This is a genomic window from Marinobacter shengliensis, from assembly GCF_030297115.1.
Lineage (GTDB): Bacteria > Pseudomonadota > Gammaproteobacteria > Pseudomonadales > Oleiphilaceae > Marinobacter > Marinobacter shengliensis.
In genome coordinates this window covers 3154264-3179080 of record NZ_AP028062.1, presented here as the reverse complement: position 1 = coordinate 3179080, position 24817 = coordinate 3154264, and the positions used below count along the sequence as shown (strand labels likewise).

28 protein-coding genes are annotated in these 24817 nt (G+C 56.9%); 13 read left to right on the top strand and 15 right to left on the bottom strand.

The features are described 5' to 3' along the window. The first annotated feature begins 35 nt into the window (after positions 1-35). Positions 36-602: an elongation factor P-like protein EfpL gene (gene efpL / locus QUE75_RS14520; protein ID WP_058092192.1), complete on the top strand. Its 567-nt coding sequence runs from the start codon at positions 36-38 to the stop codon at positions 600-602. A gap of 17 nt (positions 603-619) precedes the next feature. Here efpL and QUE75_RS14515 read toward each other — a convergent pair whose 3' ends face one another. From QUE75_RS14515 to QUE75_RS14500, 4 genes are all read right to left on the bottom strand, one after another. Beyond that, positions 620-1315: a pseudouridine synthase gene (locus QUE75_RS14515; protein ID WP_286251238.1), complete on the bottom strand. Its 696-nt coding sequence runs from the start codon at positions 1313-1315 to the stop codon at positions 620-622. Beyond that, the gene (locus QUE75_RS14510) at positions 1312-2100 is read right to left on the bottom strand and encodes a spermidine synthase (RefSeq protein ID WP_072676585.1); all 789 of its coding nucleotides are present in this window, start codon (positions 2098-2100) and stop codon (positions 1312-1314) included. The genes QUE75_RS14515 and QUE75_RS14510 overlap by 4 nt, the downstream gene beginning before the upstream one ends. After that, positions 2100-2813 (bottom strand): lytic transglycosylase domain-containing protein, encoded by a 714-nt coding sequence (locus QUE75_RS14505; RefSeq protein WP_286255705.1) that lies wholly within the window; start codon positions 2811-2813, stop codon positions 2100-2102. The genes QUE75_RS14510 and QUE75_RS14505 overlap by 1 nt, the downstream gene beginning before the upstream one ends. A 117-nt stretch (positions 2814-2930) precedes the next feature. Continuing rightward, positions 2931-4298: a dicarboxylate/amino acid:cation symporter gene (locus tag QUE75_RS14500; protein ID WP_286251237.1), complete on the bottom strand. Its 1368-nt coding sequence runs from the start codon at positions 4296-4298 to the stop codon at positions 2931-2933. Between the two features lie 183 nt (positions 4299-4481). Here QUE75_RS14500 and QUE75_RS14495 point away from each other — a divergent pair, with 183 nt between their 5' ends. Both QUE75_RS14495 and QUE75_RS14490 read left to right on the top strand, forming a co-directional pair. Further along, positions 4482-4721 (top strand): TIGR02647 family protein, encoded by a 240-nt coding sequence (locus QUE75_RS14495; RefSeq protein WP_106694908.1) that lies wholly within the window; start codon positions 4482-4484, stop codon positions 4719-4721. Between the two features lie 96 nt (positions 4722-4817). Further along, positions 4818-5720: a DMT family transporter gene (locus QUE75_RS14490; RefSeq protein WP_286251235.1), complete on the top strand. Its 903-nt coding sequence runs from the start codon at positions 4818-4820 to the stop codon at positions 5718-5720. Here QUE75_RS14490 and QUE75_RS14485 read toward each other — a convergent pair whose 3' ends face one another. After that, the gene (locus tag QUE75_RS14485; protein ID WP_072676589.1) at positions 5721-5897 is read right to left on the bottom strand and encodes a DUF1328 domain-containing protein; all 177 of its coding nucleotides are present in this window, start codon (positions 5895-5897) and stop codon (positions 5721-5723) included. It abuts the gene before it with no gap. Between the two features lie 293 nt (positions 5898-6190). Between QUE75_RS14485 and QUE75_RS14480 the strand changes: the two genes are divergently transcribed. Further along, entirely contained in the window at positions 6191-6973 is a 783-nt protein-coding gene (locus tag QUE75_RS14480) for a substrate-binding periplasmic protein (RefSeq protein ID WP_106694910.1), read from the top strand. A 29-nt stretch (positions 6974-7002) separates the two neighbouring features. On the opposite strand, the gene QUE75_RS14475 is transcribed toward QUE75_RS14480, so the two are convergent. The 3 genes from QUE75_RS14475 to QUE75_RS14465 all read right to left on the bottom strand — a co-directional run bounded on the left by QUE75_RS14475 (position 7003) and on the right by QUE75_RS14465 (position 9888). Next, positions 7003-7455 carry a hypothetical protein gene (locus QUE75_RS14475; RefSeq protein WP_286251232.1) on the bottom strand — a complete coding sequence of 151 codons (453 nt, stop codon included), beginning with the start codon at positions 7453-7455 and terminating at the stop codon, positions 7003-7005. Continuing rightward, on the bottom strand, positions 7455-9134 hold the full coding sequence (locus QUE75_RS14470; RefSeq protein WP_286251230.1) for a L,D-transpeptidase family protein: 1680 nt from the start codon (positions 9132-9134) through the stop codon (positions 7455-7457). Before QUE75_RS14470 ends, QUE75_RS14475 begins: the two co-directional genes overlap by 1 nt. Before the next feature lie 88 nt (positions 9135-9222). After that, positions 9223-9888 (bottom strand): AbiTii domain-containing protein, encoded by a 666-nt coding sequence (locus QUE75_RS14465; protein WP_138437098.1) that lies wholly within the window; start codon positions 9886-9888, stop codon positions 9223-9225. Positions 9889-10059: 171 nt separating this feature from the next. On the opposite strand from QUE75_RS14465, the gene QUE75_RS14460 reads away from it, so the two are divergent. Then, positions 10060-10719 (top strand): protein-L-isoaspartate(D-aspartate) O-methyltransferase, encoded by a 660-nt coding sequence (locus tag QUE75_RS14460; RefSeq protein ID WP_286251228.1) that lies wholly within the window; start codon positions 10060-10062, stop codon positions 10717-10719. Between the two features lie 24 nt (positions 10720-10743). Here QUE75_RS14460 and QUE75_RS14455 read toward each other — a convergent pair whose 3' ends face one another. Both QUE75_RS14455 and QUE75_RS14450 read right to left on the bottom strand, forming a co-directional pair. Continuing rightward, a complete protein-coding gene (locus QUE75_RS14455) occupies positions 10744-11550 on the bottom strand; it encodes a DUF1338 domain-containing protein (protein WP_286251225.1) in 807 nt (268 codons plus the stop codon). Continuing rightward, a complete protein-coding gene (locus tag QUE75_RS14450; RefSeq protein ID WP_286251223.1) occupies positions 11540-12619 on the bottom strand; it encodes an arginine N-succinyltransferase in 1080 nt (359 codons plus the stop codon). Before QUE75_RS14450 ends, QUE75_RS14455 begins: the two co-directional genes overlap by 11 nt. Positions 12620-12736: 117 nt before the next feature. Here QUE75_RS14450 and QUE75_RS14445 point away from each other — a divergent pair, with 117 nt between their 5' ends. Further along, entirely contained in the window at positions 12737-13165 is a 429-nt protein-coding gene (locus tag QUE75_RS14445; RefSeq protein ID WP_106694916.1) for an Lrp/AsnC family transcriptional regulator, read from the top strand. 344 nt (positions 13166-13509) lie between these two features. After that, positions 13510-15192 carry an AMP-binding protein gene (locus tag QUE75_RS14440; protein WP_072676596.1) on the top strand — a complete coding sequence of 561 codons (1683 nt, stop codon included), beginning with the start codon at positions 13510-13512 and terminating at the stop codon, positions 15190-15192. Positions 15193-15282: 90 nt separating this feature from the next. Here the strand turns inward: QUE75_RS14440 and QUE75_RS14435 are convergent, their stop codons facing one another. Beyond that, entirely contained in the window at positions 15283-15477 is a 195-nt protein-coding gene (locus QUE75_RS14435; RefSeq protein WP_061333071.1) for a hypothetical protein, read from the bottom strand. A gap of 128 nt (positions 15478-15605) precedes the next feature. Here QUE75_RS14435 and QUE75_RS14430 point away from each other — a divergent pair, with 128 nt between their 5' ends. After that, positions 15606-16505, top strand: a complete 900-nt coding sequence (locus QUE75_RS14430) for a LysR family transcriptional regulator (RefSeq protein ID WP_072676597.1) — start codon at positions 15606-15608, stop codon at positions 16503-16505. A gap of 2 nt (positions 16506-16507) precedes the next feature. On the opposite strand, the gene QUE75_RS14425 is transcribed toward QUE75_RS14430, so the two are convergent. Next, on the bottom strand, positions 16508-17227 hold the full coding sequence (locus QUE75_RS14425; protein WP_138437102.1) for a transglycosylase SLT domain-containing protein: 720 nt from the start codon (positions 17225-17227) through the stop codon (positions 16508-16510). Positions 17228-17326: 99 nt separating this feature from the next. On the opposite strand from QUE75_RS14425, the gene QUE75_RS14420 reads away from it, so the two are divergent. Next, the gene (locus QUE75_RS14420; protein ID WP_286251217.1) at positions 17327-18157 is read left to right on the top strand and encodes a DUF2059 domain-containing protein; all 831 of its coding nucleotides are present in this window, start codon (positions 17327-17329) and stop codon (positions 18155-18157) included. Positions 18158-18206: 49 nt separating this feature from the next. Here the strand turns inward: QUE75_RS14420 and QUE75_RS14415 are convergent, their stop codons facing one another. After that, positions 18207-18485 carry a peptidylprolyl isomerase gene (locus QUE75_RS14415; protein WP_022987955.1) on the bottom strand — a complete coding sequence of 93 codons (279 nt, stop codon included), beginning with the start codon at positions 18483-18485 and terminating at the stop codon, positions 18207-18209. Between the two features lie 190 nt (positions 18486-18675). Here QUE75_RS14415 and QUE75_RS14410 point away from each other — a divergent pair, with 190 nt between their 5' ends. The 4 genes from QUE75_RS14410 to QUE75_RS14395 all read left to right on the top strand — a co-directional run bounded on the left by QUE75_RS14410 (position 18676) and on the right by QUE75_RS14395 (position 22294). Beyond that, the gene (locus tag QUE75_RS14410; protein ID WP_286251211.1) at positions 18676-20262 is read left to right on the top strand and encodes an ABC-F family ATPase; all 1587 of its coding nucleotides are present in this window, start codon (positions 18676-18678) and stop codon (positions 20260-20262) included. Positions 20263-20441: 179 nt separating this feature from the next. Further along, a complete protein-coding gene (locus QUE75_RS14405; protein ID WP_286251209.1) occupies positions 20442-21011 on the top strand; it encodes a DUF1415 domain-containing protein in 570 nt (189 codons plus the stop codon). Positions 21012-21204: 193 nt separating this feature from the next. After that, positions 21205-21936: a polyamine aminopropyltransferase gene (locus tag QUE75_RS14400; protein ID WP_286251208.1), complete on the top strand. Its 732-nt coding sequence runs from the start codon at positions 21205-21207 to the stop codon at positions 21934-21936. Positions 21937-22078: 142 nt separating this feature from the next. Next, the gene (locus QUE75_RS14395) at positions 22079-22294 is read left to right on the top strand and encodes a dodecin (RefSeq protein ID WP_106694924.1); all 216 of its coding nucleotides are present in this window, start codon (positions 22079-22081) and stop codon (positions 22292-22294) included. A gap of 94 nt (positions 22295-22388) precedes the next feature. Here QUE75_RS14395 and QUE75_RS14390 read toward each other — a convergent pair whose 3' ends face one another. Both QUE75_RS14390 and QUE75_RS14385 read right to left on the bottom strand, forming a co-directional pair. Continuing rightward, positions 22389-23216 (bottom strand): metal-dependent hydrolase, encoded by an 828-nt coding sequence (locus tag QUE75_RS14390; RefSeq protein WP_286251204.1) that lies wholly within the window; start codon positions 23214-23216, stop codon positions 22389-22391. A 160-nt stretch (positions 23217-23376) separates the two neighbouring features. Next, the gene (locus QUE75_RS14385; protein ID WP_061333079.1) at positions 23377-24789 is read right to left on the bottom strand and encodes a sodium-dependent transporter; all 1413 of its coding nucleotides are present in this window, start codon (positions 24787-24789) and stop codon (positions 23377-23379) included. Between the last annotated feature and the right edge of the window lie 28 nt (positions 24790-24817).

Genomic DNA, 24817 nt, shown 5'->3' with positions numbered 1-24817 from the left:
GCCACAGAAAACCCTTTTTATCGGAATCGGATGTTATGCCTAAAGCGAGTGAGATCAAGAAGAACCAGGCCGTTGAATACGACGGACGCGTCTATTTTGTGAAGGATATCGAGCGCTCGGTACCTCAGGGCCGTGCTGGCGGCAGCTTGTACCGCATGCGCATGTACGATGTAGTGACTAACCAGAAGCTGGATGAGACCTTTAAAGACTCTGACATGCTGAATCTGGCGGATTTGGTGCGTCGTCCGGTCATGTTCTCCTACGCCGATGGCGACGAGTACGTGTTCATGGATAACGAAGACTTCACCCAGTACATGCTGAACAAAAGCGCCATTGAAGACGAGCTGTTGTTCATCACCGAGGATACCCAGGGCGTGATGGCGATTCTGGTCAGTGAAACGCCGGTGGCCATTGATCTGCCGCCGACCGTTGAGCTCACCATTGAAGAAACCGACCCGTCTATCAAGGGCGGTTCGGCAACGGCTCGCACCAAGCCAGCCCGCCTGACCACCGGCCTGGTGGTTCAGGTGCCTGAGCACATCTCTACCGGTGATCGCATCAAGGTGAACGTGGAAGAGCGTAAGTTCCTCAGCCGCGCCTGATGTTTTGATCAGCTCCGTCAGCCGACGGAGCTGATTTCGTCGCCGCTGAGGTGACGATACCCACCAACAGGAAGTTCCGGGTCCAGTACCAGGCTGCCCATGCTTTCCCTGTGCAGTGATGTGATCCGATTGCCGACCGCGTGGAACATGCGCTTTACCTGGTGATACCGCCCCTCAAAGATGGTTACCCGAGCCTCGCGGTCATTCAGTTGCTCCAACCGGGCAGGGGACGTTGTCAGCTGTTCGTATTCAAACCAGATGCCCTCGGCAAAGCGCGTGGCCGTTTCAGGGCTGATGGGTGACGCGGTTGTGACCCGGTAGGTTTTCGGTAGTTTGATGGCAGGCTCGGTGAGCCGGCGGGACCATAGCCCGTCACTGCTCAGAATAAGAAGCCCGGTGCTGGCCCGGTCCAGGCGGCCGCCGATGTGCAAGTGCTCCCGTATTTCCGGCGCAATCAGTTCCATGACGGTCGGGTGTTGGTCATCCTGAGTGGCGCTCAGGTAGCCGGCGGGTTTGTGGAGCATCAGGTAATAAGCGGGTTCGGCTTGCTGGATGATGTTCTGGTCAATTCTGACTTCCTGAAACCGGGAAACCTCCTCTGCGCCGTCCTGACACCTCTGGCCGTCCACGCTCACCCGGCCAGAAGCCAGAAGCTGTCTTGCATGGCGACGACTGACACCGTTCTGGTTGCTGATAATACGGGAGAGCTTCATGGCTCGCTTGGGGTAACGGCCGGCACCAGCCGGCTCAGCTTCTTGATCAGTTTCCGCCAGCCAATGGGCAGGCGCTCTTCCAGGGCGTTCAGCCGGGATTTGTCGATGGACCAGGGGTCAAAGTCCTGTTTGCGCCCGTAGATCACCCAATTGTTGGTCCGGCTCTTGAACACCAGAAGTAACGGGAACTGGCGCTTGAGTTCCCGCAGCAGATTGCCATCTGGTTCCGGCATTCGGTGGTAGTTAAGAACCAGCCAGCCGGTAGAGGATAATGCCCGGCTGCAGGCTTTGATAAACTGCCGCTGGCTTTGCGCCGGGCTCATACGGTCAGCACTGTACAGGTCCGTCAGGATCATATCGGTGCTGGCTTCGGGTAGCTGGTCGACGGCCAGGCGGGCGTCGGCAATATGCACCCTTAGCCGTTCTGATTCGGGTAGTGCAAACCAGTCCTTTGCGATTTCCGCAACCTTTCGCCGAAGTTCATACACATCAATGATGCTGTCCGGAAGCAGCGTGAACAGACCATGGGCCAGTACGCCACCACCCAGGCCCAGCACCGTTACCCTGCCGGGTGAGGCGAAAGCGATTGGCAGCAGCATGGCGCGGTTGTATTCATGCACTGGCACGTTGGGGGATGCGCGCAAGATCTTGCTTTGCTCAAACACCGAATCAAAGCTCAGAATCCGGTGCTTGCGGTCATCGATCACCAGGATGTTGCCATGGGGGTCGCTTGCCACATGCACGATATCGCCCTTGATTTCAGGGCGCTTGATAATCGTGCCCATCAGTTGCTGGCGTAGCGTTGGTGCAGAATGCCGACCCGTTCGACGTAGGCCTTGGTTTCCGCGTAGGGTGGGATGCCATTGAAGCGCCCGACGGCGCCAGGGCCGGCGTTGTAAGCGGCGGTTGCCAGCCGGACATCGCCATTGAAGCGTTTGAGCATGCGGGCAAGGTAATCGACCCCACCACGTATATTGTCTTCAATGGCAAATGGGTCTCTCACGCCCAGTTCATCTGCGGTGCCGGGCATCAACTGCATCAGGCCCTGGGCACCGACCGGCGACACGGCCTTCGGGTTGAACGCAGATTCGGCATGAATGACCGCCCGAACCAGAGCCGGGTCGACATCGAACTCCTGAGCGGCTGTCAGGATTTCATCCCGGAACGGACTCACGAACAGAGGGGTTTTGTGCCAGTCCACTTTGGAACCCGGGTCGCAGGCGTAGCAGTGAAACCGGATAACCTCGACGTCTTCTGTGCTGGGCCGTTGGCTGCTGTACGCGACCACACCGTGCTCATCGGTGTAGCGGTACACGGTTTCGTTACGGGTTGAAGCCCGGGGCTGGCTCGGGCTTTTCACGTTGGTGAATTCTACCCGGCCATCGGGATGGACAATGCGCTGGATGCTGTCGGCATGGGCGATGCCGGTCGCCAGAACGAATCCGGTGAGAAGGGCGATCGTTATTCTGGCCAGTAGGGAGATACCGCTTAAATTCATCAAAGACCCGGTACGTTTATTCTGCATGACAATCTGCCGATATTATCGCGGTAGATGCCCCTGTAAGTGTAGGAGTTTCGTGCCTTGATGATACCGATTGTTCATGGGGTCACAAACTTACTGTGGGCCTCTGGCCTCATCGGGCACCGGTTCGGGTTGGTCTGGTAATCGTTTGCCCGACCAGTTTTCCATCAGCCGGCAAGCGACCAGATCACCGGTCACGTTGATGGCGGTGCGGCACATATCCAGTATCCGGTCCACGCCCATAATCAAGGCAATACCTGCGGGCGGCACGCCCACTGATTGAAGCACCATGGCGAGTATGACAATACCGACCCCCGGTGTAGCGGGCGAACCGATGGATGCACCTACGGCCATGGCTACCACCAGCGCCATGCTGCCAACGCTCAGATCAATGCCATAAACCTGGGCCAGAAACACTGTGGCCACGGCCTGGTAGAGCGCCGTACCGTTCATGTTGATGGTGGCACCCAGGGGAATGACAAACTGGGAAACGGAAGGCCGCACACCCAGTTTGTCTTCCGCGGTGCGAATAGACAGTGGCATGACGGCGGCGGAGCTGGAGGTTGAAAAGGCCAGCAGCAACACATCGCGGGTGTCTTTCAGGAATTGAAGTGGCCGCACCCCTGCGAGGAGCTTGAGAAGGGCGAGGTAGAAAACCATCAAAATGGCCAGGCCAAGCAGTACCGTGGCAACGTAGGACGCCATGCCCAGCATCGCACGGAACCCGAGCGTGGTGGTCAGTTGTGCCATCAATCCGAAGACTGCATAGGGCGCCAGGCGCATCGCCCAGCGAACCACCGTCATGCAGATTTGTTGCAGGGAGTCGAGCAGGTCCAGCATCGGCTTGGCCTTGTCCCCCGACATACTGACCAGTGCAACGCCGATGATGATAGAGAAAATAACCACCTGCAGCATCTGCCCTTCCACCATGGCATCGAGCGGGTTGCCGGGCAGCAGGCCAATGAGAGTCTGGGGGATTGCATCCAGACCGGGGATGTCGGCGGCAACCGGCACAGCATCGACAGGCGGTGCCGTCAGGCCGGTCATCAGATCGCCCGGGTTAACAAGGCCGCCCACCCAGAGGCCAATGGTCGCTGCAATCGCTGTCGTGATGACAAAGAACAGGGTAACCCGGACGCCCATCTTGCGCAGTTGTTCCAGGTTGTCGCTGGCGGCCAGGCCTCTTACCACCGAGGCTATCACTAGCGGTATCACAATCATCTGGATGGTGGCGAGGAACAGTTGCCCGGGAAAGGCCAGCCAGTTGCCGATCAGCGTGCCGGTTTCCGGCTCGACCAGTCCAACAGAGGGGCCGAGCAGGGTGCCCACCACAAGGCCCAGTCCCATGCCAATCAGCACCTTGAGCCAGAGCCTGCCTTTAACCAGTGTGGCCAGGTAGACGCTCAGGTGACGCAGGGGGCGGGGGTAGTAGTCGGCCTGCTGGCCGTTCGTGTTATCCATGGTCAACATGTCCGTGTTGCGATCAGCCAGTGCCAGCTTTGTGCAATTAAAATAATGAAGTGGTGAACGTAACAATAGGATATTCAGGGAAAATATGCACCTGGATCAATTTCTTCTTAATTCCGCCATGGCGCTCCGGTATTTAAGCTAAACTGCAGATAATTCGAACGATAAGGAGCTTTTATGCCGTTCTCTCCGAACCATCTTGCTGAGCTGAACCTGTTGCTGCAATTTCCCTCGATTTCTACTCAGGAGGGTATCAAGGTGCATGCCCATACGGCGGCGCCTGAAACGGTTCGAGCGGCAGAGTCACTGTTTGCAAAAGGTCTGATCAGCCAGAAAGACGGGGGTTATCTGACCCCTCTGGGCTGCGAGGCCGTTGAGTTTACCCAGAAATTGCAGTCGATGTTGACGAGCGCCTGACTGTAATGGTTGGTTAGCGGAGTTCTGTGTCTGTCTGGCCGGGTTCTGGCAGGGTATAGTCTCCTGCCAGGTTTCCTATCAGCCGAGCTTTGAGCCATGCCCCCGGTTTTCTTTTCCTTTTTTGTTCCTGCCCTGTTTGTCTGGCTCTGGAGCACCGGTTTCATTGGTGCCAAGTACGGCCTGCCGTATGCAGAGCCTTTTACGCTGTTGTTTATCCGCATGTTGTTCACGCTATTACCTTTGGCAGTCTTGGCCATCGTCATGCGTGCCCGATGGCCGGGCTGGCGAAGCGCTGGTCATGTGGCAGTCACCGGTATTCTGGTTCACGGCTGCTACCTGGGAGGGGTGTTCTACGCCATTGATCAGGGTATGTCATCAGGGTTGGTGTCGCTCATTGTGGGCTTGCAGCCGTTGGTAACAGCGCTGGCTGCTGTGGTGTTTCTGCGTGAGGCGGTTTCGCGAAAGCAGTGGGCGGGATTGGTCTTGGGGCTTGTGGGTGTTTCGCTGGTAATCGTAGAAAAGTTTGGAGGAACCAGCACCGGCGATACAGGGTTACCCGGGCTGACGCTGGTCTGGGCAGGGCTGGCGCTGATCGGAATCTCCCTTGGCACCGTTTACCAGAAACGGTTTGGCACGTCGGTTGATCTGGTATCCGGCACCATGATTCAGTACACCGCAGCGGCCGTCTTGTTTGGTGTTGGTGCGATGGTACTGGAGTCCCGAAGTGTGGAATGGTCGCTGCAGTTCAAGCTGGCCCTTGGCTGGCTGGTGTTTGGCCTGTCGGTCAGTGCCATTTTGCTTTTGATGTGGTTGATTCGACGCGGCGCAGCCTCTCAGGTGGCGAGTTTGTTCTACCTGGTGCCACCGGTAACGGCACTGGAGGCGTTTATCCTGTTTGATGAGCGCTTGGGGCCAATGGCCATGGCCGGCGGGGTTGTTGCGGTGGCTGGCGTGGCCCTGGTTGTTGCTCCAGGGCCACGAAAAGCCAGGTCTGCCTAGTCAGATTTTTGGGCCCCGACCTCGTAACGCGTTGGCGAGGAGTGAAACAACCAACAAGACCAGAAAGATGAAAAACAGGATCTTGGCAAAACCCGCAGCCGTTCCGGCGATGCCTCCGAAACCCAGAACACCTGCAACAATTGCAATAACAAGACACACTACCGCCCAATAGAGCATTTCCTATCCTCCTTTTTACGGTTCCCTTCCAACGTGGCACATGGCCAAAGAATGCGCAACGAAACAGCTGCTCTGTTGAGAAATGGTAATTGCGGATACAGGTTTGGCTACGGTGTCTGTGATCCCGTCGGCCAGGCTGCCGTAAATTCCAGATACGTTCTGTCACGGAACTTTCAATGCCGGATACGGACTACGGAGTTATGCTGTCATAAACTGCCATATCGATTGGCACAAACTTCCAACTCTGCCTATTTTTGCGTCATACCAACGATTGCCAGCCAAAAGGAAAAAACATGCACGTTGTCATCGCATCAGCCAGAAACGCCCTGCGAAACGTTACGGGGGCATTGTTCGTCGGATTAACGCTAGCGGCCTCAAGTGCCACGGTTCAGGCTTCTGAGCGGCTGTATATCTTTACCGAACATTATCCTCCTTATAACGCCTCTGTTTCAGGTGAGGGCTTTGCCCACAACGAGGACCAGATCACCGGTATCTGCACCGATATGGTGAAAGCCATGCTGGCAAGGGTAGATTACGATGTGCAGATGAAAATGCGTGCGTGGAGCTACGCCTACGACTGGGTGCAGGGTCGTGAAAACCATGGTCTGTTCTGTACGGCGCGCACCGATGAACGGGAGCAGCTGTTCCAGTGGGTGGGCCCGTTGGCATCCATCGAATGGACCCTGTTTGCGGCTCCAGACTCCGATATAACACTATCCACTCTGGATGATGCCAAAGACCTGAGAATTGCCGGCTACCGGGGCGATGTCATGTCGCAGTACCTGGTGGATCAGGGATTTAACGTGATCATGAATACATCGGGCGATGTGAATCCCCGCCGTCTGGCGCTGGGCCAGGCCGACCTGTGGGTAACGGATGGCCTTGTGGGGCCATTGGTTGCTGAAGACGAACATGGCATTACCGGCCTTAAGCCTGTGTTGGTTTTTCGGGAAACCCCGATGTATCTGGCCATCAGTCTGGAAACCAGTCCGGGCATTGTGGCGGATCTTCAGAAAGCGCTGGACAGCGCCCGCAGCGAGGGTGAGCTGGACGCCATTGTTGCCCGGTACGAATGATCCCTGGTTGGGGCAGGCCGGTGGGCAGTTCAGTCTGTGCTCCGGGTGGGGTGAACTGAGCGAGATAGCGTGGGCTCGCAGCCAATCACCCTGCGGGCCTGCTTGTGGGCATGCAGGTACCACCTCTGGCCGCCACGGGTGAAGGTGTCCGCACGCACCTGAAAGTCGGCAGTTTCAACGGTGGCGGGTATCGGCGTGCCATCGGCGTGTCGATAAACGCAACTTGTGCCTATGGTGAGAGGCTGTCGAAGGGGGAGCTCGATAAAGTCGTCTTCCCTGACTACCGGTGCCTGACCGTTGATTTCAATAACTTTCAGGCAAGGGCCGAAGTGAATGCGGTTGACGTCGTCTACGGATTCCTCAAGGCAGTGGTGAGCTTTGAGAAACGCTACGTCGCTGTCCAGACCCTCCTGGCGATCTGGCAGATTCTGGCAGGCTGTCAGGATCAGCATAAGGGCAGTCAGTAAAGCTACTCTCGTCATCAAGGCCTCCGTGGTGTTGGCATCAGCGCGCCTTGGGGATCTGAACGGAGCGCGTCGATCAGCCGCTGATCTCGTCCATAGATGTCGTTCCGGAACTGTATCACTCCTGATTGATCAACCCACACCGTCCAGTATTGCAGATGAACCGGTATCGGCGTTCTCAGCATCGCATTGACTGGGTCTCTGAGTTCAATGGCCCGGTCTATATTCGCCCGCGACCAGTTGCTGTTACCTTCCAGCAGATGCTCCGCTAATTCAAAGGGCCGCTCAACCCTGATACAGCCGGAACTGAACGTTCGTTCAGCTCGGCCAAACAGGGCCTGCCCCGGGGTGTCATGCAGGTAAATATCATACTGATTCGGGAACATGAACTTTATCTGTCCCAAGGCATTCATCGGCCCGGGTTCCTGAACCAACTGGTACGGGAAGTTATTGGCCGACAGAGTGTGCCAGTCGATAGTAGCCGGGTCCACTTCCACGCGATCAGCGCCCCATCCCCGATAGACCTTAAAATTCATGCGCTCAAGGTAGCCGGGATCGCTGCGGATAATTGGTAGCTGGTCCTGGATCATCAGCTTCCGTGGGACGGTCCAGGTAGGGTTGAATACCAGGTAGCGAATGCGGTCACTGAATACCGGGGTTTGGCGGTACGGGCGCCCAACAATTACCCGCTGGCGGAGGATTTCTTCACCAGCGCGTACCATGGTCATCTCGAAGCCGGCGATGTTGACCAGTACGTAGGTATCACCAAGATCGTCCGGCAACCAACGCCAACGCTCCAGGCTGGCATCCAGTTGGCGGATGCGCTCGACAGGTAATCTATTCAGGGCAGCAAAAGTCTGGCGCCCGATGATTCCATCCGGTTCAAGGCCATGCCGGGCCTGGAACGCGGGAAGGGCGATCAACAGCTCGTCGTCGTAGCTATCACTTTCGACCGACGCATCGTAGGCATCCGGGCGATCATGGTCGGCACTCGGGATATCGCCAAGAAGGGCAAGCCGACGACGTATCTCGGGGATGCGCGGGTCGTTGTCTCCCGGTCGGAGTGTGGGAGTGGCGGCGAGTTCGTGCCAGGGCTGCCCCAGCAATGCGGTCAGGGTGCGGCGCGCCGTGACCAGTTTCTGGTAGGCTGGCGCTGAAGGTTTTAGCTGTTGCAGGGTCTGGTAAACGGAATTGGTGTCCAGCGCTTGTGCAAGCACGGTGTGGGTTTCCAGATCCTGGCGATTGGCGGTCCATTCAGCGTGAATGGTCCTCGGGTTAACTTTCCCCGCCTGCAAATGGGAGGAAAGCAACAGGAATGCGTCTGACAGTACCAGGTCCAGATCGGCCCGCACTTCTTCCTCGACCTGATCCGTCGGTTGCAGGGCCAGGGCGGCGATCGTTTCGTGGTGATAATCCAGCGGGTTTAAACCCTGATCAGCCACCTCACTGATGGCCTGGGCCAGTTGACGTCGGGCATTGTAGGAATCCCAGGCCAGGTCAAATTCCCTGAGCTCGTAGAAACGGGTCAGGGCCTCCTTTGCAAGTATTGGTGCGTCGAGAACCGTGACAGGATGCCCGGCCTGAAGGGCTTCTATGCGATTGATGATGCTATCGTCACTGAAGACGGGGGGGCATGCCAGTAGAAGAATCAGAGCCAGGCCGCGTGATCTGAGATACTTCCATCGTGCGTCTCTCATAGTGGCGCTCCTGGCTCCTTTATAGACGATTCAATCGGTTCGCGTGTCCTCCAGTATAGCCTTTTGGTCTTTACGTGGCTTTCCTGACTTAGCCGGCCCGGCCAAACATGCGTTCCAGAAAACCAAGCTCCCGAACATCTGCCACCGGTACTGTGTCCAGTTCCTGCATGGCTTTGCGCCAGAAAGCCTCTGGGCTATCAAGATGCGAGACCAGCTTTCGTTCCTCCGGACTATAGTGGTTGTGATCGCCAGAGATTCCAGCGTCCATCAGCTGCTCGGCCCACAGATAGAGCGCTGCCCGAAGGGTTCGGAGTAGCCGGCAGTAAACCTCCCGGCTGAGGTTGATGGCCAGTTCGGCACTGAGATTAATCTGCTTTTGCAGGTCTGACATGGCCTCTTTATCCAGCAACACCCGATTGCCATTGCCTTTTTTGCAGCTTAAACAGGTATGTTCGAGCTCTTTTACCCCTTCCATCAGGTTCAGGTGCCCGAACTCCTTGGTTTGGGTGTCATTGACCGGCGCAGGAATCCAGCCATACTGCGGGGATTTGGCAACGATGTGTCCGGGCAGGTCGAGCCGATAAGGTGGTGCTTTGTCTATATCGGGGTATCCGTCAAACTCAGCCCTTAGCCACGCTGCCATCTGTCGATGTCGGAGCATGGTGGCCAGGGTAATGGCTGATGGCACGATATCGGCGAGCAGATCGCTGGCATCCTGGGTGCGTTCCATCAGGTGGTCGACAGATGTAGACATGATTATCTCCCTGAGCGTGAGGGTTAAACCCTCGCCGTTATTTTTGTTTTTGGTTCTCCTCATCCGTGCAGAGGAGTAACCTGTGGGTAAAAAGTAGACAGTGGTTAAAGTTTGCGCTGTTGTAAAAGCGTTATGGCTTTGTAACGACGGGTAATCAGGGAGGGGCCGGTGATGAATGAACGGGTTCCGGATTTCAACAACCTGCGCGCAGACATGGTTCGGTATCAGCTTGCCGGCAGGGGGATATTCGATTCAAGAGTGCTGGAAGCCATGGACAGAGTGCCCCGAGAACGCTTTATTCCCGAGCATCTGGCGGGCGAAGCCTATGAAGATTACCCCTTGCCGATTGGTTGGGGGCAGACAATTTCCCAGCCCTATATCGTGGCGCTGATGGCGCAGGCGCTTCAGCTGGAGGGGCGGGAACGGGTGTTGGATATTGGGACTGGATCGGGTTATGCCGCAGCCGTTTTGGCCAACCTCGCCCTGGAGGTCTTCAGTATCGAGCGGATTCCTGAGTTGGCAGAGCAGGCCAGGAGGAACCTGGAGCGGGCGGGGTTCAGCCAGGTGCATGTTCGCTGCGGCGACGGAACCCTTGGTTGGCCGGAGGCTGCGCCCTTTGATGGCATCTGCGTTGCTGCAGGTGCTCCCGCCGTACCTGAGACCCTTAAACAGCAGCTTGCCGTCGGTGGCCGGTTGATTATTCCGGTGGGGTCGGAGCATTCCGTGCAGCGGCTGGTGTGTATTACCCGCCGGACGGATGCTGACTTCGAGCGCGAAGACTTCGGTGATGTCCGGTTCGTGCCCCTGTTGGGTGAGCAGGGATGGTCCTGACGTCAGTGCCAGGAGGCGCCGAAGTCAGTTTGACGCATGGGTACTCTCGAAGATCTTGTCTGCAGACGCCGCCACAAAGCCGGAGTACAGGTTGCCATCCGGTTTCGGATAGCGCAGGGCGAATTCATAGAAACAGCTGGGTACCGTGGCCACCTGATCAGTGAACTCCAGGGCGACCCGGTCTGCCAGGGTGGAGGATTGCTCAAGCAGTTCCTGAGGTGACCCCTTTACATCACCCCCGGAGGTGTTTATGGCGAAGCCGTGGTCTTTGAGCAGTTGGTTGATCTGCGCAACGGTTTTGATGCTCTCAAGATGATTGATACTGACCGTAAAATGGTTGGCTCGATAACCCCAGGCTGCGGTCCATGCAGCGTATTCGCTTTCCTCCAGAAGTGAACGGTAAGTGCCGTAATCCAGTTTCCAGTGGCGGCCGGAAGTCAGAAAATCATCGGCATCTACCGCGCCCGGATTCGTTTGGGCCACAAGGTCAGAAACGATGGCCTGCAGTTGCACTGAACATTGATCCACCAGTAGCTCAGAGATGAACACCTTGGGAACATCCGGGTCAGGGTGCTCGTAATGCCGTGCGTAGAGCTTTTTGGCTTCAAAATGATATTCGCCACCCGGCTGATAGCCCAGCTTGAGAAAGTGGCCGGCCAGTTTGTCCAGGCGTACCGGGGCCAGGTTAAAAGTGCGCAGTGCAATGTGATCATTCACGATGGGATGGCTTTCGCGTTCGCCCAGCAACTGATGAATACGCTCAGCCGAGGGCGTCACCCGTCGATAGGATTGCCAGAGCCGGGAAAAAAGCGCGTTCAGATCATTGTGCATGACGGAACTCCTGGTGAGCACTCATCTCACTTGTGTTCAGTGTGGGGCGGTTTTTGACCAGGGGTAGTGCGCACACCTGGTCTCCACCATTCAAGCCCAGCTTCCGCTGAATGCCAGTCGGTAGGGGAACTTGCTCCGGCTCGTCTCCCCCTGACAGCGAATCGATGATCGTCGCACGGAATCCGGAACACTGGCCGTTGGCCACAATCAAGGGGAACCCGGTGTGGGCGGTAATCCGGGTGCCGCCATATAAACCCCGGTATAGCCCGCTGTTGCGAACACTGGTAATGGCATCCCGTGCGCATTCAATGGTCGGCCCGGCATCGAAAAGATCCACCAGTCCACGATGCCGGAATCCTTCCTGTTTCAGCAAGTGTAGCGCCGGGCGGGTGTCCGGGTGAACCTGGCCGATGACTGCCTGAGCTTCAATGGTCATGTCTGCAATGTCGAACGGACCAGGGGGAACAAGTTGTTCCAGAAAACGAGCATCACTCTGGGCGGAGAGTTGCGTTACCGTGGAAAAATCCAGATCGACCACCTGATGTCTCAGCCAGTTCCAGAAAGGCGAGTGGCCATGAGTGTCAGACACCCCCCGCATCTCTGCTATCACGGTGTTTGCAAAACGCTCGGGGTGCAGTGCCATAAACAGAAACCGGACTTTTGACAGGAGTTTGCCGGCATTGGCCTGGCGATAGTCCGGGCGAAGGTACAGCGAACAGATTTCGGTGCAGCCCGCGTAGTGCTCGCAACGGGTCAGGGTTTCCCTCGCGAGGCCTGCTGGCCCGATCGTTCTGTCGCGTTTGAAGTGGTGCAACGGCCGGTCGAGCCCAACACTGGCCTGGATGCCAGTTGTGCCCATGATCTCATGGCTGTGCTCATCCTCAAGTACAAACAGATACTGCTCGTTTGTGGGATTGTCTACGCGCCGCTCAAAGCTCTTCATGGAATGCTCGATCTTCTGTGCCAGCGCGTCCCGGTCTGGCATCAGGGATGTGAATCCCGGTCCGGATTCAACGGCAATCTGATAAAGGGGATCAAGATCCCGAAGCGTGATAGGGCGGATCAACATGGCCGACATCCTGAACGTTGTTTAGGTCCAGTATGGCGGCTGGTTATGCCGATCTGTAGATTCAAATTGGTCGATATGGTATAGAATTTAGCCATATTGACGAATCAGGTAATCAAAATGATTAGTATGCAAGACCAGAAATTGTTGGGACTGCTCCGGCAGAATGCTCGCGCCAGTGTGACTGACCTGGCCAAGGGGTTGCATGTTTCCCGTTCCACCGTACAAAACAGACTGGCGAAACTGGAGGCGCAGGGAATCATTCGCGGCTATACCTTACAGCTGGGCGGTGAGTACGCTGCCAACCAGGTGGAGGCCCATGTGTCGGTCAAGGTGCACCAGAAACTTACCGCTCGCACCAACGCCGAACTGGAGCAAATTACTCAGGTCTGCCAGTTGTTTTCGGTCAGTGGTGAGTACGACTTGATTGCCATCGTCCAGGCCCAATCGCTGGAGGAGTTGAGCCGTGTATTGGATGACATCGGGAACCTAAAAGGAGTTGAGCGGACTAACTCGGCGGTCGTGCTTGAGACCCGTTTCAGGCGCTAGTCGGCTCTCAGGAACCAAGAAAACCCGCGTAGGCGGTGTAGAGAAAGGCGCCGGATCCGATGAGAATTACGGCCCAGGCGGGGAAAATCAAAGCAGAGCGAGTCGAGGTTCTCATAGAGCGACAGTCTCTTGTGGTATTGGTTATCAATACGCGGTACTTCTCAATCTAGACCAGACTTGATGGATGTCACGTAATATTTTGGGAGGTGCGTCTCAGCTTCGAGCTAAATGGTCAACGCCCGGGATGTTTATTGCTATTGAGCACGCGGGAAAGTTGGCTAGTATGAATGCAACAATAAAAAGCGATTCCAGACAACCGAAGATAACAACAACAAGGAGCCACCATGGCTATAGACCCACAAAAGCAGACGTCTTTGCACTGCCTGTACTACTGGGCCCAGCACACTCCCGATAACGTTTACCTAACCCAGCCGTTCCCGGATGGCCGGGTGGAAGACATTACCTGGGCGCAGGCCGCTGACCAGGTGTCCCGGATGGCCGCCTACCTGAACAGCCTTGGTCTACCGGAGCACAGCAATATCGGAATCCTGGGCAAGAATAGCGCGCATTGGATACTGTCGGATCTGGCCATTTGGGCAGCCGGTCATGTCAGCGTGCCGCTTTACCCGACCCTGAATGGTGAAACAGCCGCTTACATTCTTGAACACAGCGAGGCTAAACTGTTGTTCCTGGGTAAGCTGGACGGTACGGCCGACGGCTGGAACGACATCAAGCATCATATTCCTGCTGATATGCCCATCGTGTCTCTGCCTTTGTCGCCGCGCGATGACACTCCCAAATGGCAGGAGATCATCAAAGAGCAATCACCGGCTGAGCCGAAACTGCCTGATCCGGATGCGCTGGCCACCATCGTGTACACCTCTGGCAGTACCGGCCGGCCCAAGGGCGTGATGCACAGCTTCCGCACCATGATTTCGGTGGCCGATGGCCTGCAGCAACTGTTCCCAGTATCCTCCAACGAACGCATGTTGTCTTACCTCCCGCTGGCCCACGTGGCGGAGCGGGCAGCGGTTGAAACCCAGTCCCTTTACTACGGTTTCCACCTGTACTTTGCCAACTCCCTGGATACCTTCCAGGAAGACTTGCAGCGGGCCCGGCCCACGTTGTTCTTCTCGGTACCGCGCCTGTGGATGAAGTTCTATCTGGGCGTGAATGCCAAGTTGCCGCCCAAGAAGCAGAAAATCCTGTTCAATATTCCGATCCTGAACTCGCTGGTTAAAAAGAAGGTGCTCAAACAGCTGGGCCTGGACCATTGTCGGGCCGCCCTGACGGGCGCGGCACCGTTGTCTGGAGAGATTATCGGCTGGTATCGGGGCCTTGGTCTGGAACTGCTGGAAGTGTATGGCATGTCGGAGAACTTCGGTTACTCCCACGCCAATCGCCCCGGCCAGGCCAAGGTGGGTACGGTCGGCATGGCAAACCCTGGTGTTACTCACCGCATTGGCGAAGGTGGCGAGGTTCAGGTCAAGAGCCCCGGTCAGATGCTCGGCTACTACAAGAACGAAGAGAAGACCAAAGAGGACCTGACCGATGACGGCTTTCTCAAAACTGGCGATATGGGTGAAATCGACCAGGATGGTTGCCTGCGTATCACTGGCCGGGTGAAGGATCTGTTCAAAACCTCCAAGGGCAAATACGTGGTGCCCGTGCCAATTGAGAACCGGTTCAATCATCCGAAAGCCGAAGTGGTGTGTGTGGCCGGCGCCAACCAGCCTCAGCCGTGCCTGATGGTGTTGTTGTCAGAAGAGGCCCGGGATGAACTGGATCGTGGTGGTGACCGGGCGGAGCTGGAACAGGAACTGGCCCGGGAGCTTGATGCCGTTAACGCCCAGAGCGAAGCCCATGAGAAAGTGGCTTTCGTAGTAGTGGTCAAGGAGCCCTGGACCATGGAAAACGGCATGTTAACGCCGACCATGAAGATCAAGCGCAATGTGATCGAGGACTTCTACAATCAGAAGATGGACGAGTGGTTTGGTAAGAAGAGTAAGGTGATCTGGGAGTTCTGATCAGGGCGTTAAACACTCACCATAAAAAACGCCGGCATGGAAACATGCCGGCGTTTTTATTTGTGCTTCGGTTACCGGGTTCCGGTAATCTCAGTGACCGCCCTGTACCTGGGGCATGTCTGGGGCAACCGCAGCCGCTTTGCGGTTGAAAATCCGCACCTTACGGCTGAAAAACTGCATCGCCTGCTGTGCAGCAGCGCGGGTATACTGGCGCCTGACCTCGGTACTGTTGTGGAGGATACTTGACGGCAGCGGGTTTACGGTTGCGATATGGCTCTTGGTCATAGCGCCTTCCTCCTTTGTCTGGTGGATTAATTAGCGATCTATCTTTAATTTAACGACTATTCTAGGAGTTCTTATTTGCAGTTTGAATACGTTAAAATCCGTACTCACGTTGCGAATATGCAGTAACTATGGACTGGGATTATCTTCGATATATACGGGCTCTGGCAATAGGTGGAACGCTGGCGAAAGCCGGTGAATTGCTGGGTGTACACCAAACCACTGTTTTAAGACGACTTGATCAGATGGAAGAGTCGTTGGGGGTGCAGTTCTTCGAGCGCAACCGGGATGGTTTGCAGCTCACTCCGGTTGGCGAAATGGCGTTTCGGGAGGCCCAGCGGCTGGCTACCGATGTGGAAAATCTGGAGCGCAAACTGGTAGGTGACGATGCTGCGCCGGTGGGTAAGGTCCGGGTGGCGGCCGAGGATGCCATGATGAATGAGCTGCTCGGACCGATCCTGGCGGAGCTGGTTCACGCCTATCCGGATATCGAACTGGAGGTGCTGACCGATAACGATGTGGCGAACCTCAGCCACCGGGAGGCAGACCTGACCTTGCGGCCGGAGAACAAGCCCCAGGCGACCCTGGAGGGCGAGCGTATTGCCGCTGTGGATTCCGCTGTCTACGGGGCCGCCCGATACTGCCGCCGACACCGCAATATGGATATCGAGAACCACCCGGAAGACTGCACCTGGATACTGCCGGATGAGAGTTTCAGCCATCTGGCGACCGGGCGTTGGTACCGGAAGCACCTGAAGAACGTCTCCTCGGTGATTCGCTGCAACAGCCTGCAATCCATGGCAACCCTGGCCAGGTCTGGAGCGGGGTTGGCGGTGTTGCCCTGTTATCTGGGCGAGGCCGCGAAAGAGCTGCGCAGGCTATCAGACCCGCTGGAGGGCGAGAGCGTGGATTTGTGGCTGCATGTAAACCAGGATACCCAGCAGATGGCCAGGGTGCGCATCGTTATGGAGTTCCTGGTTGATCGCCTGAAAGCGCTGGAATCTGCCATTGAGATAAGCGCGTCGCTCTGAACCTAAGCGTCGGCCTTGCAGAACGGCCAGAACTGGTACCAGCGCCAACATTGGAACTCCGCTTCGCACTGCTTTAACTGGTTGTCGTAGCGGAAGGCGCGGTTCTGAACCCTTCGGGCCAGGGACTGTATGGCCGGTTTCTGTTCGAACGAGCGGCGTGCGTAGCCGCCCCGGCCTTCATGATAGGCCAGGTAAAGCTGCCGGGGTGCGCTGAATGGAATGCCCAGCTCGCGGTTGCTGAGGTGGTTGTACCAGCCGACAAAATCCAGCGCGTATTGCATGTCGGTGCGCACGGTTCGCCAGGATGCGTCGTTCGCCACCAGGTATTCGCCCCAGGCGGGGTCAAGGGCCTGGGCATAACCGTAAGCGGTGGTGGGGCGCTTCCAGGGAATCAGTCCCCAAAGCCGGGTGCGGGGCGGCCGGGCATGGCTCCGGAAAGACGATTCGTAATAGACAAAAGCCAGCTGTGTGGCGATGGGGGTGCCCCATTTCTCCTCGGAGGCCCGGGCATAGTCGTACCACACCGTATGTTCCCTGAAGATCTCACAGATGTTTTCCGGGTTGGCCGGAGGTTCCGGGGCCAGCAGACTGAATCGTAGGGTTGCCCAGGTGCCGATCACCAGCCCCAGCAAAGGCAGGCCGTACCAGCTGATGCGGGAGCGCCATACATTAAACCGCTTGTTGCGGATATTTCGAGATTTTCGGGTTCTTCTGCGCCACATCCCTACCAAACTGTCATCTCCAAAGGCCTTGGGGCACTTGCCGTAATGGCTTCAGGCGTGTCATAAACAGGGCCATTGCAGTAACAGGATAATAGAGAAATGAGACTGATCACCCTAGTTAAACCTCTTTTAGTTGCCGGGCTTTTGTTGTCGGGAACGGCTCAGGCCTCAACGGATGCCCGTGACGTTCTGACAGCATCTCCGATTGATGACATCGTGGGCCAGTACCCGGCCATGATGAGTCAGGGTATTCGGGATGGTCTCAAACAGAGCGGCCAGGTGCCGCCGATGGTGGCCGATACTATTGGTTATGTGGTCAGCAGCAGTTACAGGGCCGAGGACATCGAGCGCAAGCTGGTGGCCAGCCTGGACGAGTCGCTGACGAGCAAACAGCTTGAGGAGGTATATGCCTGGTACCAGACCCCTGTCGCACAGAAGATATCTCGTGCGGAGATTGCGGCATCTGCCCCGTCAGCCTGGTCGGAGGTGCGTAACAGAGCCGGGGAGCTGAACGAAGCCTACAAGGGCACTGCCCGGGAAAGGCTGTTCGACCGTTTTGACCGGGCTTCCCGCGCAACGGAAACCACCGTGGATACCACCATTGCCGTGCAGTTGGGTTTGGCAACCGCCATGGCGGCCTTGAGCAGTGACTCGGTGCATTACGAGCGGTTACGTCAGCGTTTGGAGAACCAGCGTGGGATGTTGCAGGGCATGGTTGGGCAACAGGTTTACGACAGCTATTTGTACACCTATCGGGATATCAGTGTTCAGGAACTGGGTCTGTATCTGGACTTTCTGGAGAGTGAATCGGGTAAACGCTTTACCGAGGTGGTCACAGAGAGCATTCAGGCGTCGATTACGGACCCTATTGAAACCATCGGTAGCCAATTGGCGCGGTTCAGGAATTTCGGGACAGGCGAATCCCGATAACAAACGCCTGCTGTCTGCGCAGTCAAGCGCAGACAGCAGTTGCACTGGCTTAGCTGCGGGAAGTCACTTCCAGCAGGTGATAGCCGAATTGGGTCTTGATCGGCCCAATTACGGTGTTCAGGTCGCTGCTGAACACGGCCTTGTCAAACTCGGGAACCATCTGGCCAGGGCCGAATGAACCCAGGTCGCCACCGTTACGGCCGGACGGGCAGGAGGAATGCTGTTTCGCCACTTCGGCGAAATCCTGGCCACCTTCAATAGCTTTCTTCAGTTCTTCACATTTTGCTTCGCTGTCTACCAGAATGTGGCGTGCAGTTGCTTGTGCCATGGTCAAGTTCCTGTTGTTGGATGGAGGAATGGACGGAAACGTCTGACACGAATGCTGCCCGCACAGCGTGCTGCTGGCAAGCCCTTTTTATGCGTGTTTCTGCGGCCTCACAGTCTTGCGCCCAAACCTGTACAATGCCGGCTTTTATTTGCCGGCTTGTTGCCGGCCCTCACGCTGACAGGTTCTTTTCTTGATCTCCACCGCCAATCTCACCATGCAATTCGGGGCCAAGCCCCTGTTTGAAAACGTATCCGCCAAGTTCGGCAACGGCAACCGTTACGGTTTGATCGGTGCCAATGGCTGCGGCAAGTCCACCCTGATGAAAATCCTCGGTGGCGACCTGGAGCCGTCCGCCGGCCAGGTGATGCTGGAGCCCAACATCCGCCTCGGTAAACTCCGCCAGGATCAGTTCGCCTACGAGGACTGCACGGTGATGGACACCGTGATCATGGGCCATGGGGAACTGTGGCGGGTGAAGAAAGAGCGGGACCGTATCTACTCCCTGCCGGAAATGAGCGAAGAAGACGGCATGGCGGTGGCGGACCTGGAAGTGGAATTCGCCGAAATGGATGGCTACACCGCCGAATCCCGCGCCGGCGAACTCCTGCTGGGCCTGGATATTCCGCTAGAACAGCACAACGGCCCCATGAGCGCCCTGGCCCCAGGTTGGAAACTGCGCGTGCTGCTCGCCCAGGCCCTGTTCTCCGACCCGGACGTGCTGCTGCTGGACGAGCCCACCAACCACCTGGATATCAACACCATCCGCTGGCTGGAAAACATCCTGGTGGCCCGCAACAGCACCATGATCATCATTTCGCACGACCGCCACTTCCTGAACAGTGTGTGCACCCACATGGCGGACCTGGATTACGGTGAACTGCGCCTGTTCCCGGGCAATTACGACGAATACATGACTGCCGCCACCCAGGCCCGCGAGCGCATGTTGTCAGACAACGCCAAGAAAAAGGCCCAGATTGCCGAACTGCAGCAGTTCGTCAGCCGCTTCTCCGCCAATGCCTCGAAAGCCAAACAGGCCACCTCCCGCGCCCGCCAGATCGACAAGATCCAGTTGGAGGAAGTGAAGCCGTCCAGCCGGGTGAGCCCGTTCATCCGCTTCGAGCAGGGCAAGAAACTGCACCGTCAGGCGGTCACCCTGAAAGGCCTGACCAAGGGCTTCGACGAAGGCCCCCTGTTCAAAAACCTGGATCTGCAGATTGAGGCGGGAGAGCGGGTGGCTATCATCGGCCCGAACGGAATTGGTAAAACCACCTTACTGCAGTGCCTGGCCGGCGCCTACGAGCCGGATGCAGGCGAGGTGAAATGGACCGACAGTGCCGAGGTAGGTTACTTCGCCCAGGACCACACCGCCGACTTTGCCCGGGATGACACCCTGACCGATTGGATGGCGCAGTGGACTACCGGTGGTGAGCAGTTGGTGCGCGGTACGTTGGGGCGGATGTTGTTCTCCGGGGATGATATTGGTAAGTCGGTGAAGGTGATTTCTGGCGGTGAGCAGGGGCGGATGCTGTTTGGTAAGCTGATTCTGCAGAAGCCGAATGTGATGCTGATGGATGAGCCGACTAATCACCTGGATATGGAGTCTATTGAGGCGTTGAACCTGGCGTTGGAGAACTATCTGGGCACGCTGATTTTCGTCAGCCACGACCGGGAGTTTGTTTCGTCGCTGGCGACTCGGATTATTGAGTTGAAGGCGGATGGCATTACCGATTTCAGCGGTACTTATGATGATTATCTGCGGAGTCAGGGCTACGTTTAAGTATCAAGCATGGGGTGCCGGCACGGGTGTGGGTTGGGCCTTCCAAAACACGCTCCTTCGGCACGTCCGTGTGACGCTTGAGCTCCGCCATCCATGGCTCCGCACAGTTTTGGAAGGCCCAACCCACACCCGCGCTCTGACTTCGGAGCTGTATTCAGAAACAAGTAAAGGCAACTATTTTGAACGAATCTCAGGTCATTAACGCCACCCGTCAGTGGGTCGAAGACGTAGTCGTTGGCTACAACCTCTGCCCCTTCGCCAAACGGGAACTGGTCAAGAACCGGATTCGGTTTACGGTGACAGAGGCGAAGAACGACGACGACCTCCTGCAGGCTCTGCATGCAGAATTGCAGCGTCTGGAAGACGAACCGGAGATCGAAACCACTTTGTTGATACACCCGGGCGCGTTGCAGGATTTCTACGCATACAACGAGTTTCTGGACGCTGCCGATGCGTTGCTGGCCTACCTGGAGTTGGAGGGTGTTTATCAGATCGCCAGTTTCCACCCGGATTACCAGTTCGCCGAAACCGAGCCGGGGGCTGCTGAGAATTACACCAACCGGTCTCCGTACCCCATGTTGCACTTGTTGCGGGAAGCGAGTCTGGAGGCGGCGATTGATAGCCATCCGGATGTGGACGGGATTCCTGATCGGAATATCGCACTGATGAATGAGCTGGGTGCGGAGAAGATGCGGAGTATTCTCGCAAATTGTCTGAACGTCTCTGTCCAAGAGCGGGCAGGGGAGTAGACGACAGGAGCGGTTGGGGTAAGGCTTTCAAAACTGTGCGGAGCCAGGGATGGCGGAGCCCAAGCGCCACATGGATGTGCTTGAGCGTGTTTTGAAAGCCTTACCCCAACTGCGACAGCACGGCCTATCAGGCTGGGTGATCGTAACTCCGAAGATGCGCGCTCGTGAAATTCCAGAATAAGAGTCAAAGACTATGGGACTGCTTTTCGAACAAATTGACAGCCAGCCCTCGGTGATCGGGGAAATCACGCTGCGCCGCCGCAGGATTCCGGCACTGGGTGACCGGGATATCTACGAAGTGAAACTGGGCGAAGAATTCCTCATGTCCAGCATGTTTGTCGACGCCGAAGTGGCCCTCTCAGACATCGGCCTGGGCGAAACCGAAGGCGACAAGCTCAGTGTTGTTGTGGGCGGACTCGGCCTTGGCTACACCGCCGTGGCCGCTCTCAAGCATGAGCGCGTCAGCGAACTGCTCGTGGTCGAATACCTGAAACCCGTCATCGGCTGGCATCAGCAAGAAAAAGTGCCCCTTGGCAAAGACCTCAATGCCGACCCCCGCAACCGCTACATACACGGCAGCTTCTTCGACCTCGCCATCGCCGACCCCGAAACCGGCGGCTTTGACCCGGAAGCGCCGGGCAAACCGTTCGATGCCATTCTGCTCGACATAGACCACTCGCCCAGAGCGCTGCTGCACGACTCCAGCGCCAGCTTCTACACCGCCAACAACCTCCGCCTCATGGCCCGGCAACTCAAACCCCGTGGCGTGTTTGCCATGTGGTCCAACGAAGGTGAGGACGATGAATTCATGGCGACTCTGGGGGAAGTGTTTACCGACGTAGCCTGCCACGTTGTCAGCTTCTACAACCCCTTCCAGAACCGCGAATCGTTCAACACCGTCTATGTGGCCCGCAAACCAGGCTGAAAACCTTAAGCGGCTTTTTCCAAGGCCCCAGCCAGTGCAAGGTTGGGGTAATCACTACCCCTGGTAACCACGATCCCCGGTTTGCTGACAGCCCCCTGGTCTTCTAGGCTCAAGTAAAAGGAGCAGCTTTCAGGAGGTTTTCATGTCTGATCACCACGTATATAAAAAGGTGGAAATTGTCGGTTCTTCAAAGAAAGGCATTGAAGACGCCATAGATAATGCGCTTCAGGAGTGCGGAAAAAGCGTCCGCAACATGGAGTGGTTTGAAGTGACCGAAACCCGCGGCCACATCGTTGACGGCAAGGTTGGCCACTATCAGGTTGTGATGAAAGTCGGCTTTCGCATTGCCGACAGCTGAGTTCTTTGCAGGTGGATATCCAGACCGACGTCTGTGAAGGGGGAAGCCTTGCCTGCCCGAAAACCGGACTGAGTCCGGCGAGCAGGCGCGGGCATCAGGCGAAGTTCAGCTGCTTGCGCCATTTGTGCAGCAGGAACTCGGTGTCGTGCTGCCAGGGGTGGAAGTCTGGTTTGAAGTAATCCAGGTACTCCGGAATGATCGCGGTGAACATGCCCTTGCGGCCCCACACACGGTTCAGACCTTTGGCCCAGGACTTCAGATTCAATAACTGCTTGTCTTCGCGCATCAGCTCAAAAATGAACGAGTGGATGGCTACCATGATCAGCGTTGTGATCAACGCCATGACACCCATGCGGATGGCGTAGTCCACTACGGTTTTATCGTAGAGTTTTTCATAGGTGTCGAAGGCCACCGCTTTGTGTTCGTTCTCTTCGACACAGTGCCAGGCCCACAGGGTTCGCATGGACGGGTCGATGGCATTCACCAGGTCTTCGCGCTTCAGCAGCTGCGCTGAGAGGATGCCGGTGAAGTGCTCCAGGGCAACGGTAGCGGCCAGATGCACCCGCTTGTTGTTGAGCAGCGGCAGGTCTTTCGCGGACAGGAAGCCTCGGGTCCAGCCTTCCAGTTTCTTGATATCGAAACCCTGATTGATGGCACCCTCGTTGAAGTGGCCATGCTCCTTCGCGTGCATGGCCTCCTGCCCGATAAAGGCGCTGATGTCCTTCTGCAACTGAGGGTCGTTGATCTGGTCACGGACTGCCCGAACACTGTCCACGAAGAAGCGCTCACCGTCTGGGAAAAGTGCGGAGAGGGCGTTGAACAGGTGGGTCATAAACGGGTCACTGTCGACCCAGTGGCGCGGTACATCCTCAAAACCAAAGTCCTGACGGCGTACCGGAAAAGATGCTGTGACTGCTGACATAGCGACTGCCTCGATTGTGTTTGTCTAACAATCACACATTACGCGCCAAGAGCCGTAAAAGTCCGGTCAGAAAGGGACAGATGCTTATCAATTGGTACGTTGGTGCCCGGAACAGGCGGGATGGGAGAGCCCGGGCAGTGTATTGCCCGGGCAATAGGGGTTACATCAGGTTGTAGATAAACACGATGGCAACGGCCACCGGGGTAACAAACCGCACGGTGATAAACCACAGGTTGAACATGGTCGGTGACAACGACAGTTCGTTCTCCATGGCCTGGCGGGACATCACCCAGCCGGCAAACAGTGCGACCAGCAGGCCACCCAGCGGCAACAGTATGTTGGCGGTGAAGAAGTCGAGCAGGTCGAAGATGGTTTTGCCCTCCAGCATGGGAATGAAGCCCAGCGGGGCAACGTCCGCCCACAGGTTCAGTGACAGCACGGAGGCAATGCCCAGGGCCCAGCACACGCCACCTGCGGCGATGGTGCTGATGGTCCGGTTCATGCCTTTCTGCTCTTCCAGCCATTCCACGATCGGCTCCAGCAGGGAGATGCCGGAGGTCCAGGCGGCGAAGATCAGCAAGACGAAGAACAGGGTGCCGAACAGTGTACCCATGGGCATCTGGCCGAACGCGAGGGGCAGTGTCTGGAAAATCAGGCCGGGGCCGGCACCGGGTTCGAGGCCGTTGGCAAAGACAATGGGAAAGATCGCCAGCCCGGCCAGCAGTGCTACGCCGGTGTCGATGACTGACACCGTGATGGAGGTCTTGGCGATGGAGATTTTCTTCGGCAGATAAGAGCCATAGGCCATCATCACCGCCATGCCCAAACTCAGGGTAAAGAAGGCATGGCCAAGGGCGACCAGGACGCCTGAGGTGGTGAGTTTGGAAAAGTCGGGCTGGAACAGGAACGCTGCGGCCTGGCCGAAGTGGCCGGTGGTCATCGCGTAGCCGACCACCAGCAGCAACAATACGAACAGCGCTGGCATCAGGATACTGACGGCCCGCTCAAGGCCGGAGCGGACACCCCGGGCGACGACCACCATGACCAGGGCCATAAACACCGTGTGCCAAAGCAGCAGGGTGGACGGATTGCTTAGCAAGCCGGAGAAAATGGCTCCCACAGCTTCGGCGGATTGCCCGGCCAGCTGCCCGCTGGCGGTTGTGCCCACGTAGGATATTGCCCAACCACCAATCACCGAGTAGAACGACAGTATTAAAAAGCCAGCAAGGACGCCGATGGCGCCTACCAGTTTCCAGGCTGGTTTAAGTCTGTCCCGTTCGGTAATCAGTCGGATGCTGTTGACCGGGCTGCGACCACCCCGGCGGCCGATCATGACTTCGGCCATCATGATGGGAATGCCGACAACGGCGATGCACAGCAGGTACACCAGTACAAAGGCGCCGCCACCGTTTTCGCCGGTAACGTAGGGGAATTTCCAGATATTGCCAAGCCCGACGGCGGAGCCGGTGGCAGCCAGAATAAACGCGAACCGTGAGGACCATAGCCCTCGTTTTGCATTGGAGCCCTCAAGGGCATCCGAATAGGTGGCGGAGCCGGATGAAGTGACAGACATAGTGATCTCCCGAAGGTGTTGTTTTTGT

What these genes read in the sequence shown, in the direction of transcription:
- QUE75_RS14490 (WP_286251235.1), top strand. Translation starts at nt 4,818, where the DNA reads ATGCCCCCGGTTTTCTTTTCCTTTTTTGTTCCTGCCCTGTTTGTCTGG.
- QUE75_RS14425 (WP_138437102.1), bottom strand. Translation starts at nt 17,227, where the DNA reads ATGTGGCGCAGAAGAACCCGAAAATCTCGAAATATCCGCAACAAGCGG.
- QUE75_RS14430 (WP_072676597.1), top strand. Translation starts at nt 15,606, where the DNA reads ATGGACTGGGATTATCTTCGATATATACGGGCTCTGGCAATAGGTGGA.
- QUE75_RS14505 (WP_286255705.1), bottom strand. Translation starts at nt 2,813, where the DNA reads ATGAATTTAAGCGGTATCTCCCTACTGGCCAGAATAACGATCGCCCTT.
- QUE75_RS14500 (WP_286251237.1), bottom strand. Translation starts at nt 4,298, where the DNA reads ATGGATAACACGAACGGCCAGCAGGCCGACTACTACCCCCGCCCCCTG.
- QUE75_RS14480 (WP_106694910.1), top strand. Translation starts at nt 6,191, where the DNA reads ATGCACGTTGTCATCGCATCAGCCAGAAACGCCCTGCGAAACGTTACG.
- QUE75_RS14475 (WP_286251232.1), bottom strand. Translation starts at nt 7,455, where the DNA reads ATGACGAGAGTAGCTTTACTGACTGCCCTTATGCTGATCCTGACAGCC.
- QUE75_RS14390 (WP_286251204.1), bottom strand. Translation starts at nt 23,216, where the DNA reads ATGTCAGCAGTCACAGCATCTTTTCCGGTACGCCGTCAGGACTTTGGT.
- QUE75_RS14515 (WP_286251238.1), bottom strand. Translation starts at nt 1,315, where the DNA reads ATGAAGCTCTCCCGTATTATCAGCAACCAGAACGGTGTCAGTCGTCGC.
- QUE75_RS14470 (WP_286251230.1), bottom strand. Translation starts at nt 9,134, where the DNA reads ATGAGAGACGCACGATGGAAGTATCTCAGATCACGCGGCCTGGCTCTG.
- QUE75_RS14485 (WP_072676589.1), bottom strand. Translation starts at nt 5,897, where the DNA reads ATGCTCTATTGGGCGGTAGTGTGTCTTGTTATTGCAATTGTTGCAGGT.
- QUE75_RS14435 (WP_061333071.1), bottom strand. Translation starts at nt 15,477, where the DNA reads ATGACCAAGAGCCATATCGCAACCGTAAACCCGCTGCCGTCAAGTATC.
- QUE75_RS14385 (WP_061333079.1), bottom strand. Translation starts at nt 24,789, where the DNA reads ATGTCTGTCACTTCATCCGGCTCCGCCACCTATTCGGATGCCCTTGAG.
- QUE75_RS14445 (WP_106694916.1), top strand. Translation starts at nt 12,737, where the DNA reads ATGATTAGTATGCAAGACCAGAAATTGTTGGGACTGCTCCGGCAGAAT.
- QUE75_RS14455 (WP_286251225.1), bottom strand. Translation starts at nt 11,550, where the DNA reads ATGCACAATGATCTGAACGCGCTTTTTTCCCGGCTCTGGCAATCCTAT.
- QUE75_RS14495 (WP_106694908.1), top strand. Translation starts at nt 4,482, where the DNA reads ATGCCGTTCTCTCCGAACCATCTTGCTGAGCTGAACCTGTTGCTGCAA.
- efpL (WP_058092192.1), top strand. Translation starts at nt 36, where the DNA reads ATGCCTAAAGCGAGTGAGATCAAGAAGAACCAGGCCGTTGAATACGAC.
- QUE75_RS14420 (WP_286251217.1), top strand. Translation starts at nt 17,327, where the DNA reads ATGAGACTGATCACCCTAGTTAAACCTCTTTTAGTTGCCGGGCTTTTG.
- QUE75_RS14460 (WP_286251228.1), top strand. Translation starts at nt 10,060, where the DNA reads ATGAATGAACGGGTTCCGGATTTCAACAACCTGCGCGCAGACATGGTT.
- QUE75_RS14395 (WP_106694924.1), top strand. Translation starts at nt 22,079, where the DNA reads ATGTCTGATCACCACGTATATAAAAAGGTGGAAATTGTCGGTTCTTCA.
- QUE75_RS14510 (WP_072676585.1), bottom strand. Translation starts at nt 2,100, where the DNA reads ATGGGCACGATTATCAAGCGCCCTGAAATCAAGGGCGATATCGTGCAT.
- QUE75_RS14440 (WP_072676596.1), top strand. Translation starts at nt 13,510, where the DNA reads ATGGCTATAGACCCACAAAAGCAGACGTCTTTGCACTGCCTGTACTAC.
- QUE75_RS14400 (WP_286251208.1), top strand. Translation starts at nt 21,205, where the DNA reads ATGGGACTGCTTTTCGAACAAATTGACAGCCAGCCCTCGGTGATCGGG.
- QUE75_RS14450 (WP_286251223.1), bottom strand. Translation starts at nt 12,619, where the DNA reads ATGTTGATCCGCCCTATCACGCTTCGGGATCTTGATCCCCTTTATCAG.
- QUE75_RS14465 (WP_138437098.1), bottom strand. Translation starts at nt 9,888, where the DNA reads ATGTCTACATCTGTCGACCACCTGATGGAACGCACCCAGGATGCCAGC.
- QUE75_RS14415 (WP_022987955.1), bottom strand. Translation starts at nt 18,485, where the DNA reads ATGGCACAAGCAACTGCACGCCACATTCTGGTAGACAGCGAAGCAAAA.